The 14,722-nt window shown below is 63.1% G+C and carries 12 protein-coding genes; 8 read left to right on the top strand and 4 right to left on the bottom strand.

Annotated features, from left to right (window positions below; translation table 11 throughout):
- Positions 1 to 4: 4 nt before the first annotated feature.
- From rfbD to ACTTAI_RS01520, 4 genes are read left to right on the top strand one after another with little or no spacing between them, the layout of a single operon-like run.
- Positions 5 to 850, top strand: a complete 846-nt coding sequence (gene rfbD, locus ACTTAI_RS01535; protein ID WP_444453747.1) for a dTDP-4-dehydrorhamnose reductase — start codon at positions 5 to 7, stop codon at positions 848 to 850.
- 1 nt (position 851) lies between these two features.
- Positions 852 to 1,727: a glucose-1-phosphate thymidylyltransferase RfbA gene (gene rfbA / locus ACTTAI_RS01530; protein ID WP_444453746.1), complete on the top strand. Its 876-nt coding sequence runs from the start codon at positions 852 to 854 to the stop codon at positions 1,725 to 1,727.
- A gap of 8 nt (positions 1,728 to 1,735) precedes the next feature.
- A complete protein-coding gene (locus ACTTAI_RS01525) occupies positions 1,736 to 2,161 on the top strand; it encodes a glycosyltransferase (RefSeq protein ID WP_444453744.1) in 426 nt (141 codons plus the stop codon).
- Between the two features lie 24 nt (positions 2,162 to 2,185).
- A complete protein-coding gene (locus tag ACTTAI_RS01520) occupies positions 2,186 to 2,656 on the top strand; it encodes a hypothetical protein (RefSeq protein ID WP_444453742.1) in 471 nt (156 codons plus the stop codon).
- Here the strand turns inward: ACTTAI_RS01520 and ACTTAI_RS01515 are convergent.
- The 3 genes from ACTTAI_RS01515 to ACTTAI_RS01505 form a co-directional block, all read right to left on the bottom strand.
- Positions 2,653 to 3,768 carry a DUF2793 domain-containing protein gene (locus tag ACTTAI_RS01515; RefSeq protein WP_444453741.1) on the bottom strand — a complete coding sequence of 372 codons (1,116 nt, stop codon included), beginning with the start codon at positions 3,766 to 3,768 and terminating at the stop codon, positions 2,653 to 2,655. The two genes, ACTTAI_RS01520 and ACTTAI_RS01515, sit on opposite strands and share 4 nt — an antisense overlap.
- Before the next feature lie 101 nt (positions 3,769 to 3,869).
- Positions 3,870 to 4,553, bottom strand: coding sequence for an ABC transporter ATP-binding protein (locus ACTTAI_RS01510; RefSeq protein WP_444453739.1), 684 nt, complete (start codon positions 4,551 to 4,553; stop codon positions 3,870 to 3,872).
- Between the two features lie 4 nt (positions 4,554 to 4,557).
- Positions 4,558 to 5,709 carry a sugar transporter gene (locus ACTTAI_RS01505; protein WP_444453737.1) on the bottom strand — a complete coding sequence of 384 codons (1,152 nt, stop codon included), beginning with the start codon at positions 5,707 to 5,709 and terminating at the stop codon, positions 4,558 to 4,560.
- Positions 5,710 to 5,867: 158 nt separating this feature from the next.
- On the opposite strand from ACTTAI_RS01505, the gene ACTTAI_RS01500 reads away from it, so the two are divergent.
- From ACTTAI_RS01500 to ACTTAI_RS01485, 4 genes are all read left to right on the top strand, one after another.
- Positions 5,868 to 6,671 carry an ABC transporter permease gene (locus ACTTAI_RS01500; protein WP_444453735.1) on the top strand — a complete coding sequence of 268 codons (804 nt, stop codon included), beginning with the start codon at positions 5,868 to 5,870 and terminating at the stop codon, positions 6,669 to 6,671.
- Positions 6,672 to 6,808: 137 nt separating this feature from the next.
- Positions 6,809 to 12,133, top strand: a complete 5,325-nt coding sequence (locus ACTTAI_RS01495; protein ID WP_444453733.1) for a glycoside hydrolase family 99-like domain-containing protein — start codon at positions 6,809 to 6,811, stop codon at positions 12,131 to 12,133.
- Positions 12,134 to 12,274: 141 nt separating this feature from the next.
- On the top strand, positions 12,275 to 13,048 hold the full coding sequence (locus ACTTAI_RS01490; RefSeq protein WP_444453731.1) for a sulfotransferase family protein: 774 nt from the start codon (positions 12,275 to 12,277) through the stop codon (positions 13,046 to 13,048).
- Between the two features lie 63 nt (positions 13,049 to 13,111).
- Positions 13,112 to 13,726 (top strand): hypothetical protein, encoded by a 615-nt coding sequence (locus tag ACTTAI_RS01485; RefSeq protein WP_444453729.1) that lies wholly within the window; start codon positions 13,112 to 13,114, stop codon positions 13,724 to 13,726.
- A 16-nt stretch (positions 13,727 to 13,742) separates the two neighbouring features.
- Here ACTTAI_RS01485 and ACTTAI_RS01480 read toward each other — a convergent pair whose 3' ends face one another.
- Positions 13,743 to 14,693 carry an alginate O-acetyltransferase AlgX-related protein gene (locus tag ACTTAI_RS01480; RefSeq protein ID WP_444453727.1) on the bottom strand — a complete coding sequence of 317 codons (951 nt, stop codon included), beginning with the start codon at positions 14,691 to 14,693 and terminating at the stop codon, positions 13,743 to 13,745.
- Positions 14,694 to 14,722 lie beyond the last annotated feature (29 nt).

Here is a 14,722-nt window from a genome sequence, read left to right as displayed (position 1 = left end):
AGCCATGAAGACGCTCGTTTTCGGCAAGACCGGACAGGTGGCGCAGGAACTGCAGCGCTGTCTTCCCGAGGCGATCTTTCTGGGGCGCGATGCGGCAGATCTGAGTGACCCGGCCGCCTGCGCGCAGGCGATCCGCGAAAGCGACGTCAATGTGGTGATCAATGCCGCGGCCTGGACGGCCGTCGACAAGGCCGAGACCGAGGAAGCCGCGGCCACCGTCGTCAATGGCGAGGCCCCCGCGGCGATGGCCCGGGCCTGTGCGGAAAAGGGCATCCCCTTCCTGCATGTCTCGACCGATTACGTCTTTTCCGGCGAAGGCACCGCGCCCTGGGTCGAAACCGATCCGGTGGCGCCGCCGAATGCCTATGGCCGCAGCAAGCTCGCGGGCGAGATCGGCACCCGTGCCGCGGGCGGCAACACCGCGATCCTGCGCACCAGCTGGGTGTTTTCCGCGCATGGGGCGAATTTCGTCAAGACCATGCTGCGGCTGAGCGAGACCCGCGAAGCGCTGAACGTGGTCGAGGATCAGATCGGCGGTCCGACCCCCGCGGCTGACATCGCGGCGGCGCTGGTCGTGATGGCGCAGAAGATGGTCGCCGGGCAGCCGGGCGGCACCTATCACTTCGGCGGCACGCCATGGGTCAGCTGGGCCGATTTCGCCCGCGAGATCTTTGCGCTTGCCGGGCGCAAGGTCGCGGTCACGGGCATTCCTACCTCGGCCTATCCGACGCCTGCGGTGCGGCCGCTGAACAGCCGGATGAATTGCTCGGCACTGGAACGCGATTTCGGTATCGCGCCCCCCGACTGGAAGGCCGGTCTGGCCAAAGTCCTGAAAGATCTGGAGGTTTGAGATGACGGCACGCAAGGGCATCATTCTGGCGGGCGGCTCCGGCACGCGGCTTTACCCGATCACCATCGGGGTCTCGAAGCAGCTTTTGCCGATCTACGACAAGCCGATGGTCTATTATCCGCTCTCTGTCCTGATGCTGGCGGGCATCCGCGAGATCGCGATCATCACCACCCCGATCGATCAGGAGCAGTTCAAGCGCACACTCGGCGACGGCTCGCAATGGGGTCTGAGCCTGACCTATATCGCGCAGCCCTCGCCCGATGGTCTGGCGCAGGCCTATATCCTCGCCGAGGATTTTCTGGATGGTGCCCCTTCGGCGATGGTTCTGGGCGACAACATCTTTTTCGGCCATGGCCTCTCGGCGCTTCTGGCCGAGGCCGATGCCCAGACCGCGGGCGGCACCGTCTTCGGCTATCGCGTCGCCGATCCCGAGCGCTACGGCGTGGTGGATTTCGACGCCGAGGGCAAGGTCCGCGCGATCATCGAAAAACCGCCGGTGCCGCCGTCGAATTTCGCCGTGACCGGGCTTTACTTCCTTGATGGCAATGCGCCCGAACGCGCCCGCAAGGTCACCCCCTCGGCGCGGGGCGAGCTTGAAATCGTCACGCTCCTGGAAATGTATCTGGCCGAGGGCAGCCTGCGCGTCTGTCAGATGGGTCGCGGCTATGCCTGGCTCGATACCGGCACCCATGGCAGCCTGCTCGATGCGGGGAATTTCGTGCGCACGCTCGAAGAACGCCAGGGCTTGCAGACCGGCAGCCCGGACGAGATCGCCTTCGAGCGCGGCTGGATCGATGCCGATGGCCTGCGCGCCCGGGCGAAACTCTTCGGCAAGAACGACTATGGCAACTACCTGATCAAGCTGCTCGACGCGTGAGGCGGCCCGTGACCTCGGTCTCGATCCTGATGGCGACGTGGAATGGGGCGGCGCGGCTGGTGCCGCAGCTCGACAGCTTTGCCGGGCAAGACCTGCCGCCCGTGCAGCTGATCGTCAGCGATGATGGCTCGACCGATGCGACGCGGCAGGTGCTGACCGACTGGGCGGCCCGCCATCCCGCGATTGCGCTGCGGCTGATGGACGGGCCAAAGGCGGGGGCGGCGCAGAATTTCCTGTCGCTGCTACGCCAGCCGGTCGAGACCGATCTTTGGGCGATCTCGGATCAGGATGATGTCTGGCTGCCGGAAAAGCTGCGCGTCGCGGCCGAGGCGCTGGCACTGGGGCGGGCCGATCAGCCCGCGCTTTACTGCGGCCGCTCCTTCGAGGTGAACGAGGATCTGACCGGGCATCGGCTGTCGCGCGGGGCGCCCTGACCGGCCTCCTTTGCCCATGCTTTGGTGCAGAACATCGCGGGCGGCAACACGATGGTGCTGAACCGCGCCGCGGCCGAGGCGATCCGCAAAGCCGCGCTGCGAACGACGGATACGGTGATCCATGACTGGTGGGTCTATCAGGTGATCACCGGCATCGGGGGTCGGGTGATCTTCGACGACACGCCGCATCTGCTTTACCGCCAGCATGCGGGCAATGTGATCGGCGCGAACCGCGGCGCGCTGGCCACGCTTGTGCGGGCACATATGCTGGTGACCGGGCGGTTTTCCGACTGGTGTCGCCGCAATATCGCGGCGCTACGAGCAATCGACGACATGCTGACGCCCGAAAACCGCGCCCTGCTGAGTACGTTTGAAACCGCCCGCACCCTGCCGCCGCTGCAAAGCCTCGCCGCGATCCGCAACGCGGGCTTTTATCGGCAAGGCCTGCGCGGGCAGCTCTCGCTTTATGCCGGGGCGCTGCTGAAGCGGCTCTAGACCCAGCGGCCGACGGCGATCAGATCGATCTTGAAGACATCGGCATTCGCCGCGTTTCCCAGTCGCACGACATGGATACCGGCTGCCGCCGTCGCATCCAGATCGCCGACGCAAGCCGAACAGCTGCGGCGATCCTGCGTCAACCCAGTCGGCGCCACGCCGCGCGCGCTCAGCACCGGCGCCGCCGAGAAGGCCTTGGGATAGGTCCATGTGACATCGCCGGTCTTGTAAGGCGCGGTGAACGTGCCCGAGCCGACGGCGATGATCGAGCCAAGCGTGCGCTGCGCAAAACAGATCTGCGTGCCATCGGCGAAGCGGATGTAGTCGCCATTGGCCGTCGTGCCACGTTCCAGAACCGCCCCGGTCGGCACACCTGCGCTTTGCGCCACCGTGCCGAGCAGATTGCCCGGACCGTAGCCGTAATCCGCTCGCATCAGCCGCCCCGCGGTCACATCGGTGCGCGACTGCTGCACTGCCGCCCCCGACGCCATTCCCGTTGCGCCCGCGAAACTCAGCGCCGTGGTCCAGGCCGTGCCATCGGCGCTGACCTTGATCGCAAAGCCGTCGCTGCCGGTCGTGCCCATCTCTGCCCGGCCCGACCACGAGGTCTGAAACAGCAGGCTTGCGGTGTCGGTCGACAGCGCCTTGTTGATCTTCAGCTGATGCCCGGCCCCCTCGTGGCTGAGCAGCGTCGCCGCCGCATGGACCGAGAGCCGGTTCGTGGCGTCATGCGTGGTGTTGATCCAAACTCCCGGCAGATTGTCGGTCTGGACCGGCGCCAGCCCCCAGATGGTTCCGTCAAAGACGAGCACCGCCCCGTCGGACAGATCGCGTGCCACCCAGCCGGGTTGCGGTGTCGCAAAGAGCCATCCGCTGCCGGTCCACAGCGCCACTGCCGCATCCTGCCCGCTCCAGCCCGCCGCCCCCCCCGGGGCGACGATGTAACGATCCCCGGTCTGCGGCGCGGCGGGCGGCACCGTCAGCGTGCGGCCGAGCACAGCGAGCTGCACGATCGCATCCAGCAGGCTCAGCGCCTCGTTATGGGTGACATGCTTTTGCGCTTGCGAGGGCAGGATGAGGGGCAGCCCCAGAAGCGGGGTTTGATCGGCCATGGGAAATCTCCGCAAAGGTGGATTTGCCCCAGATTTCCCGCGAGAGGGTTAAGATGCCCGCAGACCGGCGCACGCCCGGGAGGGCATATCCGCAACGGCTTTCAGACGCCGCCGGGCGTCCGGGCGGCGTTGCGATGCATCGCCTTCTGGTAATGCTCGATCGCCTGGCCGACCTCGGGGTAGTAATAAAGCTGCCCGCCCTCCAGATAGACCCCCGAGGCGCAGAGCCGCTTGAGTTCCCCGAACTGGTGCGAGACGATGATCGCACTCGAGGTCTTCAGCCGTTCCTGCATGAAGGATTGGCACTTCTCCTTGAACGAAGTGTCGCCGACCGACATCACCTCGTCGATCAGATAGGTGTCGAAAGGCACGGCCATCGACAGGGCAAAGGCCAGCCGCGAGCGCATCCCCGAGGAATAGGTCCGTGTCGGCAGATGGAAATGCTGCCCCAGATCGGCGAATTCCCGGCAGAACCGGATCGCTTCGTCGGTGTCGATGCCATAGACACGCGCCACGAAGCGCACGTTCTGCGCCCCGCTCAGATCGCCGTGGAAGCTGCCCGAAAAGCCGATCGGCCACGAAACAGACCCGTCCGAGAGCACCTCGCCGCTGTCCGGCTCGACCGTGCCCGCGATCATGCTGAGCATGGTGGATTTGCCGGCCCCGTTGCCGCCCAGCAGCGCGACTGCCTCCCCGGTGGGAAAGACGAAGTTGATGTCGCGCGCCACCGTCTTCGACACCCCGTTCAGCCGGAAGGTCTTGTTCAGGTTTCGCAACTCGATCATCGGATCAGCGCCTGTCGCGCAAGCTGTAGAAGATCAGAACGCAGATCGACCAGGCAAGCGTCAGGAAGAACCCCATCACAAGAAGGATCATGCCGCGTTCGGGATAGGTCGAGGCCTCGGCCAGCGCTGGGGGCGTGTAGGTCGCCAGATACCGGCTTTGCCGCTGCGCCTGCGCATTTGCGGCGTCAAGCGAGGCCATCGCCGCGAGATAGGCCGAGTTCGCATATTCCACATCGACGCTCAGGCGTTCGTATTCGGCCATCAGCGTGGGATAATCTTCCTCCGACGCGACATCCGGATTTTCGGCATTGCCCATGCCGAACTTGCTCTTTTCCTGCTCGATCAGGGTCTGGATCACGTCGATGCGGCGACGCGACTGCGACACCCGCGGATCATCCCCGGAAGAGGTCTCGAGCGTCAGGTTCAGATCGATATAGGCCTGCGCCAATTGTTGCTCGAGCGAGGTCAGAAGCCCCATCTGCCCTTGAACATCCGCGGCCGGGTCGATGATCCGGGTCTTCGAGCGGAACCGCGTGCGCTCTTCACGGGCGGTCTTCAGACGTTCAACGGCGGTGCCCAGTTCTTCCTTGGCGTAGCGGGTGGCGTCTTCCCGGGCGATCGCCGACATCTCGTTGATCACCGCCGTCGATTCCGCCACGATTTGCTCTGAAATCGCCAGCGCATCCTCGCGGGTGAAGGCCCGGGTTTCCACCTCGATCAGGCCAGTGGTCGAGGCATAGGAGATCTTGACCATGTCTTGCCAATAATCGACCAGATCCTCGATCGTGCCATCGGTGTCATAGGCGAAGACGGGATCGAAAGCCGGACGCGAGAAGACCTTGGCGAGATCGATCTTGCGATTGATGCGCTCGACAAGGCTGCGGCTCTGAATGAATTCGTAAAGCACCTCGGAATCGGACGAGCTCGAATGCGTCAGCATCGACAGGCCGCCCAGCAAATCTCCGGCGGAACTCATGTCTTCGGAATGGACAGTGAAGCCCACTTTCGAGGCGTATTGATCGGCGGCGATCAGGTAAAGATATGCCGCCCCCACCGCAACCGGCCCGACGACACCCACCAGAAAACTGAGAAGCAGAAGCTTGTGGCGCAACCTCGGCCGGGCAACAGAGGGACCGGCAATCGTGTTCGTGACCATTCGCGCGGCGGCACTCGCCGCATCCGACAACTGCCTGTTAATCGCCCATACTCCCGTCGCACCATCGAGGTGCGCAACTCATGGTTATTTGTCCCTCGCATTGCAAGTAAAAAAGCACTAGCAAGCAAGCGGAATACCCCTTTGGAGGACCGGTCCAGATGGCAAAAGCCGCGGTGCGCGTGAGAACAAACCGGAGCGGACTGATCGGCACCCGGGCGGTTTTCGCACTCATACTGCGCGAGATGACGACGACCTATGGGAAGTCGGTCGGAGGCTATTTCTGGGCCATTGCCGAACCGGTCGGGGCCATCGCGCTGCTCTCGGTGGTGTTTTCGCTGATCGTCAACAATCCGCCGCTCGGACAGAGCTTCATCCTGTTCTACGCCAGCGGGTTTCTGGTGCTGAGCGCCTATAACGCGATCTCCATCAACGTTGCGATGTCGATCCGCTTTTCCAAGGCGCTTCTGGCCTATCCGAGCGTGACCTACATCGATGCCATCGTCGCGCGCCTGTTGCTGACGACCCTGACACAGCTGCAGGTTTTTGCCATCGTGGTCATCGGCGCCATCGCAATGCAGCACATGCAGGTCAACATCAATTACATCGTCCTTGCCCGTGCCTGGGCCATGATCATTGCCCTGGGAACCGCTGTCGGCCTGCTCAACTGCTATCTGATGACCAGCTTCCCGATCTGGCAGTCGATCTGGGCGATCCTGAACAGACCGCTGTTTCTGGTTGCCGGGGTGCTGCATCTGGTCGACGAACTGCCGACAACGGTGCGGGACATCAGCCTGCTGCTGCCGCCTGCCCATCTCATCATGATGGTGCGCCGGGGGCTCTATGACACCTATGATGCGCCCTATGTGTCCGAGGTTTTCGTCTATGGCGTCGCCTTGGTGATCGGTGCGGCCGGGATGCTGCTTTTGCACCGCAACCATCGCAAACTGCTCTCCGAACGCTGAAGCGCCCGGCAAACCACCGCGCATTTGCAGCATGATCGTGCCAAGACACTTGACGGGGGCCCCCTCGCCTTGCACGGCTTCGGAGGCCGCATTAAGTTGCCGCGAGCCCGAAGGCCGCATAACCGCAAAGGCAGAGCATGAAGAACACCGGGTCACAGAACGTCGACAACCCCGCAATCCTGATGGAGGGCGCGACGTCCGATCCTGTGCGCTCCGGCGGCGAACCGCACGCCCGCAAGCGCCGGTCGCAGCCGTCGACACCGACTTGCGTTCTGATCCTTGGCATGCATCGCTCGGGCACGAGCATGTTGACCCGGCTGCTCAACATCGCGGGCTATGCCCTGCCCACCGAACTGATCGGTGCGACGAAGGACAACCAGACCGGGCATTGGGAGCCTGTCGTTCTGAACACGCTCAACCAGGATTTTCTGGTCCGGATTGGTAGCGACTGGTCCGATTGGTCGCGTCTCGACTTCGATGCCCTGCCCAGGGATGTCCTCGCCGCTTATGGCGCCGATCTGCGCGCCTGGCTTCGCAGCGAAAAGGGCACCCGCCAAAGCCTCGTGCTGAAGGAACCGCGCGCCTGCCGTCTGGCGCCACCGATCCTTGCAGCGCTGAAAGACGAAGGGTTCGAGACCCGCGTCATCATTCCCTATCGCAACCCGCTCGAAGTGGCGCGATCGCTGGAAGCGCGGGACAAGATCGCACAACGGCGCGGCGTGCTGCTGTGGATGCGTCATGTGCTGGATGCGGAGGTCTACAGCCGCGGCCTGCGACGCAGCTTTGTCGATTACACCGCCGTGATGTCAGACTGGGCGCAGGAGCTGGAGCGCATCAGCCGCGATGTCGGGCTCGACCGGCTGACGCGGATCGACGAAATCGCCGAAGAGGCGGATTCCTTCGTTTCGGACGAATTCCGGCATCATTCGGGCGACAGTCAGACCCTTGCCGAGATCGACTATACCGCCGGGATGGCGCTGACGATTTATCGCACGCTGGCCGATCTTTGCGCCGATCCCATGTCGGCGGCAGCGCTGGCAACTTTCGACCGGCTGCGCAAGCAGCTTGACGAGATCGAGCATCTGACCCTTCCGACCCAGCGCGAAGCCGACCGGCTGCTGGCGGATGTGCAGACGGCACTGCAGACGCTGGAAGCCGAGCATGTCGATCTGAAAGCCCGCTACGAGGAGATGACCCGCAATGTCGGCGGCATCTGGGAATTGCACGGCACGATTTCCGAGCTTAACCGAAAGAACGAGGCCTATATCTCGGATCTGACGGCGCGGCTGGCAGAACGCGAGAATGCCGTGCGCCTGCGCGCCGCGGAACTGAGCGAGGCGCATGACGCGCTGAACGCGAAAATCAACGAAATCAATGCCCTGAACGCGCGCTTGCTGGAGGCGTCGAACAGCGGCCAGATGTTGCAGCAACGTCTTGAGGAAAGCTACGCTGAACGCGCGCTTCTCAATGATGCGATGCAGGAGCGCGTCGCACATCTCGACGGGCAACTCGCCGAAGCCTTGGCGCAACTGCAGGCCAGCAACGAAGCCCGCAACCGGATCGAGGGCGCTCGGCTCAAGCTGGAACAGGAGCTGCGGCTCCGGCTGGCCGATGTCGAGACGAAGCTTGCCGTCAGCCTCGCACAGATCGACGAGCACCGCGCCGAGCGCGACGTGCTTGCGGCACGGCTGAGCACAGCCGAAACGCAGCTGACTGAAACCCGCGGTCGACTGTTGGAGCGCAGCCTGCAGCAAGAACAAGCGGAAGCGCATCGGGCGGAGTCGCAGCGGCAGCTTCAGGTTCAGGCTGGCGAACTTGCGCATGTGCAGGCGCTGTTGCAGCAGCGCGATAAGCAGCTGATCGGGGAACGGGATCAATCCCAAGCGCTGTTGCAGCAGCGCGATAAGCAATTGATCGGGGAACGGGATCAATCCCAGGCGCAGATGCAGGCGCTTCATCTGCATATCGCGCATCTGGACCGCGTGATCGCGCAGCACGAGACGACGATCGCCGCCTTGCGCGCGAGCACCTCCTGGCGGATCACCGCACCGCTGCGCGTGACCGTGACCGGGGCTCGCTGGGTCAAGCGCAACAGCCGACGCTCGGCCTCGGTGACGGCGCGGTTCGTCTGGCATTACCTGCCGCTGCCGTGGTCGCGCAAACTGCAGTTCAAGGACAATGTGCTGAGCAAGATGGGCTTCCTGCTTGGCGGGACGCATTTCTATCAGACCTGGCAGGAAGCGAAGCGCGACCGTGAAGCGGTTGCGACACAGCTGCAGGCGATCCAGCGGCAGCAGGCGCAGCATCTGTCGCCCGCACAACCGCAGCCGACCGCCGAAGCCGCCCCGGAGCCCGCCACCGCGGCCGAGCCGGCGGCCCCTGCACAGGTGCTGATCCCCGAGACGAACACTTTCGTCGCCCGCCATCCGACAACCGATCTGGCCAATCCGAAAGCGCGGCTGATCGCCTTCTATCTGCCGCAGTTCCATCCGATTCCGGAAAATGACGCCTGGTGGGGCAAGGGCTTCACGGAATGGACGAATGTCGGCCCGGCACAGCCGCAATTCCCCTGTCATTACCAGCCGCACGAGCCGGTGCCCGAACTGGGTCAGTATGACCTGCTCGACACCGATGTGCAGCGCAAGCAGATCGAACTGGCCAAGCTCTACGGCATCGGCGGCTTCTGCTTCTACTGGTATTGGTTCGGCGGCAAGCGTCTGCTGGAAAAGCCGGTGCGCAACTGGCTTGACACCCCCGATCTCGATTTCCCCTTCTGCATCTGCTGGGCGAACGAGAACTGGTCGCGGCGCTGGGACGGGCTGGATCAGGAGTTGCTGATCTCGCAAAACCACAGCCCCGAAGATGATCTGGCCTTCATCGCCGAGCTGGCGCCCTATCTGCGCGATCCGCGTTACATCCGCATCGACGGCAAGCCGCTGATCCTGCTCTATCGCCCCAGCCTGATGCCGAATGTCGCCGAGACCTCGGCGCGCTGGCGCGACTGGTGCCGCAAGAACGGCATCGGCGAGATCTATCTGGCCTATCCGCAAAGCTTCGAGACGGTCGATCCGGCACAATACGGGTTCGACGCGGCGGTGGAATTCCCGCCCAACAACTATTCCCCCGACAATCTGACCGACCGGGTGCCGGGTCTCTCGCCCGATTTCGGTGGCATCGTCTATGACTGGCGGTCCTATGTCGAGCGCTCGCGCAATTATCCGATGCCGGACTACAAGCTTTACCGCTCGGTCTGCCCGTCCTGGGACAACACCGCCCGACGCAAAAACAAGGGCGCGATCTTTGCCAATTCGAACCCGGCTGAGTACCGGGTCTGGCTGGAAAACGCCATCACCCGGACACTGGCCGATGCCCGCACCCCGGACGAGCGGGTGATCTTCGTCAATGCCTGGAACGAATGGGCCGAGGGCGCGCATCTCGAGCCCGACACGAAATACGGCTATGCCTATCTCGACGCCTCGCGGGCGGCGCTGAACCCGGCCGAAGTGCCGCGCACGGTGACGCTGGTCGGCCATGACGCGCATCCGCACGGGGCGCAGATCCTGCTTCTGAACCTTGCGCGCAGCTATGCGCAGAACGGGCTGCAGGTGCAGATCGTGCTGTTGCAAGGCGGGCAGCTGGTCACCGAATACGCCCGCCATGCGCAGGTGATCGTGCTCGATGATCCCGCGCTTGCGGGCGAGAACACCACCCCGCTGCTGCGGCGTTTGCGGGCCGAGGATGGGCAGGTGGCGATCGTCAATACCACGGTCAGCGCCGATATCCTGCCGATGCTGCGCGACGCCGGCTATCGCACCATATCGCTGATCCACGAGATGCAATCCGTCTACCACCAGATGGGCCTGCGGCGGCAGATGACTCTGGTCGCCGATCACGCCGATCGCATCGTCTTCCCGGCGCCGCTGGTGCAGATGCAGTTCCAGACCTATCTGGGCCGCGATCTGCCGCAGGCCACCGTACGCCCGCAGGGGCTTTACCTGCACGAGCTTGCCTCTTCGGCCGAGCTGGCCGCCGAGCGTGCCCGGTTGCGCGCCGAACTGGGCATCGACGCGGAGACCACCGTGCTTCTCGGGGTCGGCTATGTCGATCACCGCAAGGGGGGCGATCTGTTCGTGCGCGCGCTGGCAACCCTGCGCGGGGCGGGGCGCAAGGTGCAAGGCATCTGGATCGGCCATGGCGACATCCACTTCCAGCCGCAGGTCGAGGCCCTTGCCCGCGAGTTGGGCGTGGCAGAACACATGCGTTTCCTTGGCCGACAAAAGAACCCGATCCCGTTCTATGCCGCCGCGGACGTGTTCCTGCTTTCCTCGCGCGAGGACCCCTTCCCCTCGGTCGTGCTCGAAGCGATGGCGGCGCGCCTGCCCTGCGTGATGTTCGGTGGCACCACCGGCTGCGAGCTGCTGGCCGAGCGTGGTCTGGCGATTGCCGTGAAGGGCACGGACCCGGCCGGAATGGCCCATGCGGTCGAAAGCCTGATCGACCACCCCGAGCGGCGCGGCCAGATAGTAACGGCGGCGCGCGACTACATCGAGGCCGAGGCCGATTTCACCAAATACACGCTGGATCTGCTGCGGCTCTCGGGGCGGCATGTGCCGCGGGTCTCGGTGATCGTGCCGAACTACAACTACGGCCGCTACATCGAAGACAGGCTGGCCTCGGTTCTGGCGCAGGATTTCCCGATCTACGAAATCATCGTGCTTGATGACCGCTCGACCGACGACAGTCTTGAGCGCATTCGCGCCTTCGCGGCGCGCTGCGAGCGGCCGATCCGCATCGTCCCGAACGAGACCAATTCGGGCAACGTGTTCCGGCAATGGATCAAGGGGCTCGACCTCGCGCATGGCGATTACATCTGGATCGCCGAAGCCGACGATCTGGCGGAGCCCGATTTCCTGAGCACGGCGATGCGCGGCTTCGAAAAACCGGGCACGGTGCTGTCCTATACGGACTCGGCGCAGATTGACGAGAACGGCACGCCGCTGGCGCCGAACTATCGCTATTACACCGACAAGATCAGCCCGACGCATTGGGCGCAGAACTACTGTCGCGACGGCGCCGAGGAAATCTCCGAGGTGCTCTATCTGAAGAACACGATCCCGAATGTCTCGGGTGTGGTGATGGCGGCAGAGGCGCTGCAGACGGTGCTGGCCGAGCATCGCACCGACCTTGAATCGGTGCGCTTCGTCGGCGACTGGCTGGTCTATCTGTGGCTGCTGGAACGGGGCAGGATCGCTTTCAACACCGCTTCGAAGAACATCCACCGTCGGCATCAGAACAGCGTCACGATCTCGAATTTCGACGCCAGACAACTGGCCGAGATCGAAACCGTGCAACGCGACGTGCTGACCCGTCACGGGCTGGGCAGCGCGCAAAAACAAAGAGCCGAAGACTATGTCACGGAACTTGCCGTGCAATTCGGCCTGCAAGGAAAGACGAAAGCATGAGCCGTTCCCCGGCTTTCCGACAACACACAAGCGCGCATTGCGCTGTGCCATCTCTTCATGACTGCAGCCTCCCGGTTGCCGGGGTGCAGGCCTGCCTCCGGCCGACCGGAGCCGTTGTGGCAGCTTAAGGCGGAACCCGACATGACCCAGACCATCAACCGACCCGATATCTTCATCATCGGCACGATGAAAGGCGGCACGACCGCGGTGCACCGCATCCTGACCGAGCACCCCGAGATCCACTCGGGCACTCAGAAAGAAATACACTATTTCTCGTTGAATTATGCCGAAGGCGACGACTGGTATCACCGCCATTTCGAAGGCCTTCCCGCCGGACAGCATTATGTCGATGCCAGCCCGACCTATTTCGATGCCTCCAACACGCCGCTTCTGCCGCGGTTGATCGACAGATACAGCCCGCAGGGCAAGCTGATCCTGATCACCCGCAACCCGGTCGAGCGGGCGATTTCGCATTTCCGGCATCTGCAGGTGGTCAACAAGATCCCGCCCCTACTGGAAATGGATGCCGACACGTTCTTCAACCGAGATCTGGCCAGGATGCTTCCCGCAGTTGGGCTCATTCAAAGCAACTTCATGCATGCGATGACCTTCAGTCTCTATCTGGCAAAGGCACAACGATATCGAAGCATTTTCGGTGATCGGCTGCTGGTGATCGACAACAGCCAGTTGCGCAACGATCCCAAAGCGACGGTTCGACGCCTGTTCGAACATGTGGGCGTCGACCCGATCTGGAAGGACAGCTTCCTTGAGATCAGGCACAGCAACAACGCGGCGCTTCGAGATATTTCTCCAGCGACATTCGATCGCCTCAGCCGGATCATGCGGGCCGATTACGAGGCGTTTTGCGCGACCTTCGGAATTGATTTCGTGTGGCCCGCCCCCCCGGAAGGATGAGACACGGCCCCGCATGCCAGGCAAGACCGCCGCACTCAACCGAAATACGAAAAAGGAAAGATCATGATTATCGGCCCTGACTTCATTTGGCTTCACATTCCCAAATGCGGCGGCACCTCGATCGAACGTACGCTGAGCGTGGCTTTTGCGGGACGGAAAGACGTCACCTTCGACGTGAAGCGCATGGACAACAGGGATGCCAAGGGACGCGTGCTGTGGCATCATAACATAGAGTTGCGCAAGGAACACGATCCGAGTTTCGAGACGACCGGCAAACGAGTTCTTGCAACAATTCGTCGCCTTCCGACATGGCTTCTGAGCCGTGTCCACTATGAGGTCGACCGCGCACCGGACGCCCCTGTTCCATCCCGCGCACAATTCCTGCGCGGCGAATTCTACGAAAACGCGAACACGGTACATTCCGCCGAAAAGCTGATCCGCCATTTCACCCGCACCAAAGTCGACGAATGGATCCGGGTCGAAAAGATGCAAGAAGACACCGAACGAGTCTTCAACCTCCCGGGGGTGCAGCTCGTTCGCGCCAACGAAAGCAAGATCGACTATATCCGGAATCTGGATTTCTGGTTCACGCCGACAGAACTTCGGGATCTTTACGCGGACAACCCGACTTGGGCAGAGATCGAACGTCAGGTCTACGGAAACCTGCTGGAGGAGTGAGGGGAAATCCCCTCACTCATTCACTTGAAACGAAGAAATCGTCTTTCGGCAGTCGGTTCACGAACCGCTCGGCGATTTCGGTGATCACGATGTCGGGCTTCAGCGCCGCGATGAAGTCCCAGTCAAGACTGGTCGACCAGACGAAATGCACGTCGCGGAAGGTCTCCGACAGCATCGCCGTCAGCAGATGCGGGCGGAATTCGCAAAAGGAATCGCCAAAAAGGACGACCCGTTTCGCAATCGCCTGCGGCTGGTCATTATGGTTGTGCACCATACAGCCGACGAAGCGCGGGGCCCCCTTGGCGAAGCCCTCGCATTCGTTGTAGCGCACCATCTCGTTGTCGGCCTGCCGCTTCGCGAGCCGCAACACCCGGCCGAAACGCGCATGTTCCAGCACCGGCGGCGACAGTTTGGCACCCAGATCCAGCGCCATTTCCTTGCCCGGGCCGGGGCGTGCCTTGCTCAGGTCGCAAGGTGTCACACCCAGGCTTTCGCACAGCCGCAGATAGCCGACCTGACACCCTTCGAAGGTCCAGTGGCTGTCGGTCTTGAAGAAGAACGCATCCGGGCCCGCGGCATCACCGCCCCCGCGCTCCACACGCTCGGCCCAGTTGCCGCGATGCCCGCGCAAGTCGGGCAGGATGTCGACGTAAAGCGAGTCATCGGAAAAGGCCCGGGAAAACTGCGCCGCCGGATGACAGGCGTAATGCGGCAGGGGGACAGGCAGATGCTGCGGATAGACGGAAATCTTGTCGGGGACGACAAGGTGGCGATACTGCATCCCCATCCGCGCACAGCGCCCCGCCCGGTCCTGCAGCAAGGACACCCAGCCCGCGGTTTGCGTTGCGCCAAAGAACCCGGGCTCCATGTAATAGCGATGCACGTCGTTCGAGCCATCCCAAAGGAAAAGCCAGCCCTCCCGACCTTTGAGGATGCCGTTTGTCACCGGAAGATCTGCAGTATCCATGATACTAACGAATGGGGGGACAAAATCGC

This window comes from Rhodobacter capsulatus (assembly GCF_052363175.1).
Lineage (GTDB): Bacteria > Pseudomonadota > Alphaproteobacteria > Rhodobacterales > Rhodobacteraceae > Rhodobacter > Rhodobacter capsulatus_D.
Note: the sequence above shows the minus strand (reverse complement) of the source record. Positions and strands in the feature narration are given on the sequence as shown.

What these genes read in the sequence shown, in the direction of transcription:
- ACTTAI_RS01500 (WP_444453735.1), top strand. Translation starts at nt 5,868, where the DNA reads ATGGCAAAAGCCGCGGTGCGCGTGAGAACAAACCGGAGCGGACTGATC.
- ACTTAI_RS01495 (WP_444453733.1), top strand. Translation starts at nt 6,809, where the DNA reads ATGAAGAACACCGGGTCACAGAACGTCGACAACCCCGCAATCCTGATG.
- ACTTAI_RS01490 (WP_444453731.1), top strand. Translation starts at nt 12,275, where the DNA reads ATGACCCAGACCATCAACCGACCCGATATCTTCATCATCGGCACGATG.
- ACTTAI_RS01480 (WP_444453727.1), bottom strand. Translation starts at nt 14,693, where the DNA reads ATGGATACTGCAGATCTTCCGGTGACAAACGGCATCCTCAAAGGTCGG.
- ACTTAI_RS01510 (WP_444453739.1), bottom strand. Translation starts at nt 4,553, where the DNA reads ATGATCGAGTTGCGAAACCTGAACAAGACCTTCCGGCTGAACGGGGTG.
- ACTTAI_RS01515 (WP_444453741.1), bottom strand. Translation starts at nt 3,768, where the DNA reads ATGGCCGATCAAACCCCGCTTCTGGGGCTGCCCCTCATCCTGCCCTCG.
- ACTTAI_RS01485 (WP_444453729.1), top strand. Translation starts at nt 13,112, where the DNA reads ATGATTATCGGCCCTGACTTCATTTGGCTTCACATTCCCAAATGCGGC.
- rfbA (WP_444453746.1), top strand. Translation starts at nt 852, where the DNA reads ATGACGGCACGCAAGGGCATCATTCTGGCGGGCGGCTCCGGCACGCGG.
- rfbD (WP_444453747.1), top strand. Translation starts at nt 5, where the DNA reads ATGAAGACGCTCGTTTTCGGCAAGACCGGACAGGTGGCGCAGGAACTG.
- ACTTAI_RS01505 (WP_444453737.1), bottom strand. Translation starts at nt 5,709, where the DNA reads ATGGTCACGAACACGATTGCCGGTCCCTCTGTTGCCCGGCCGAGGTTG.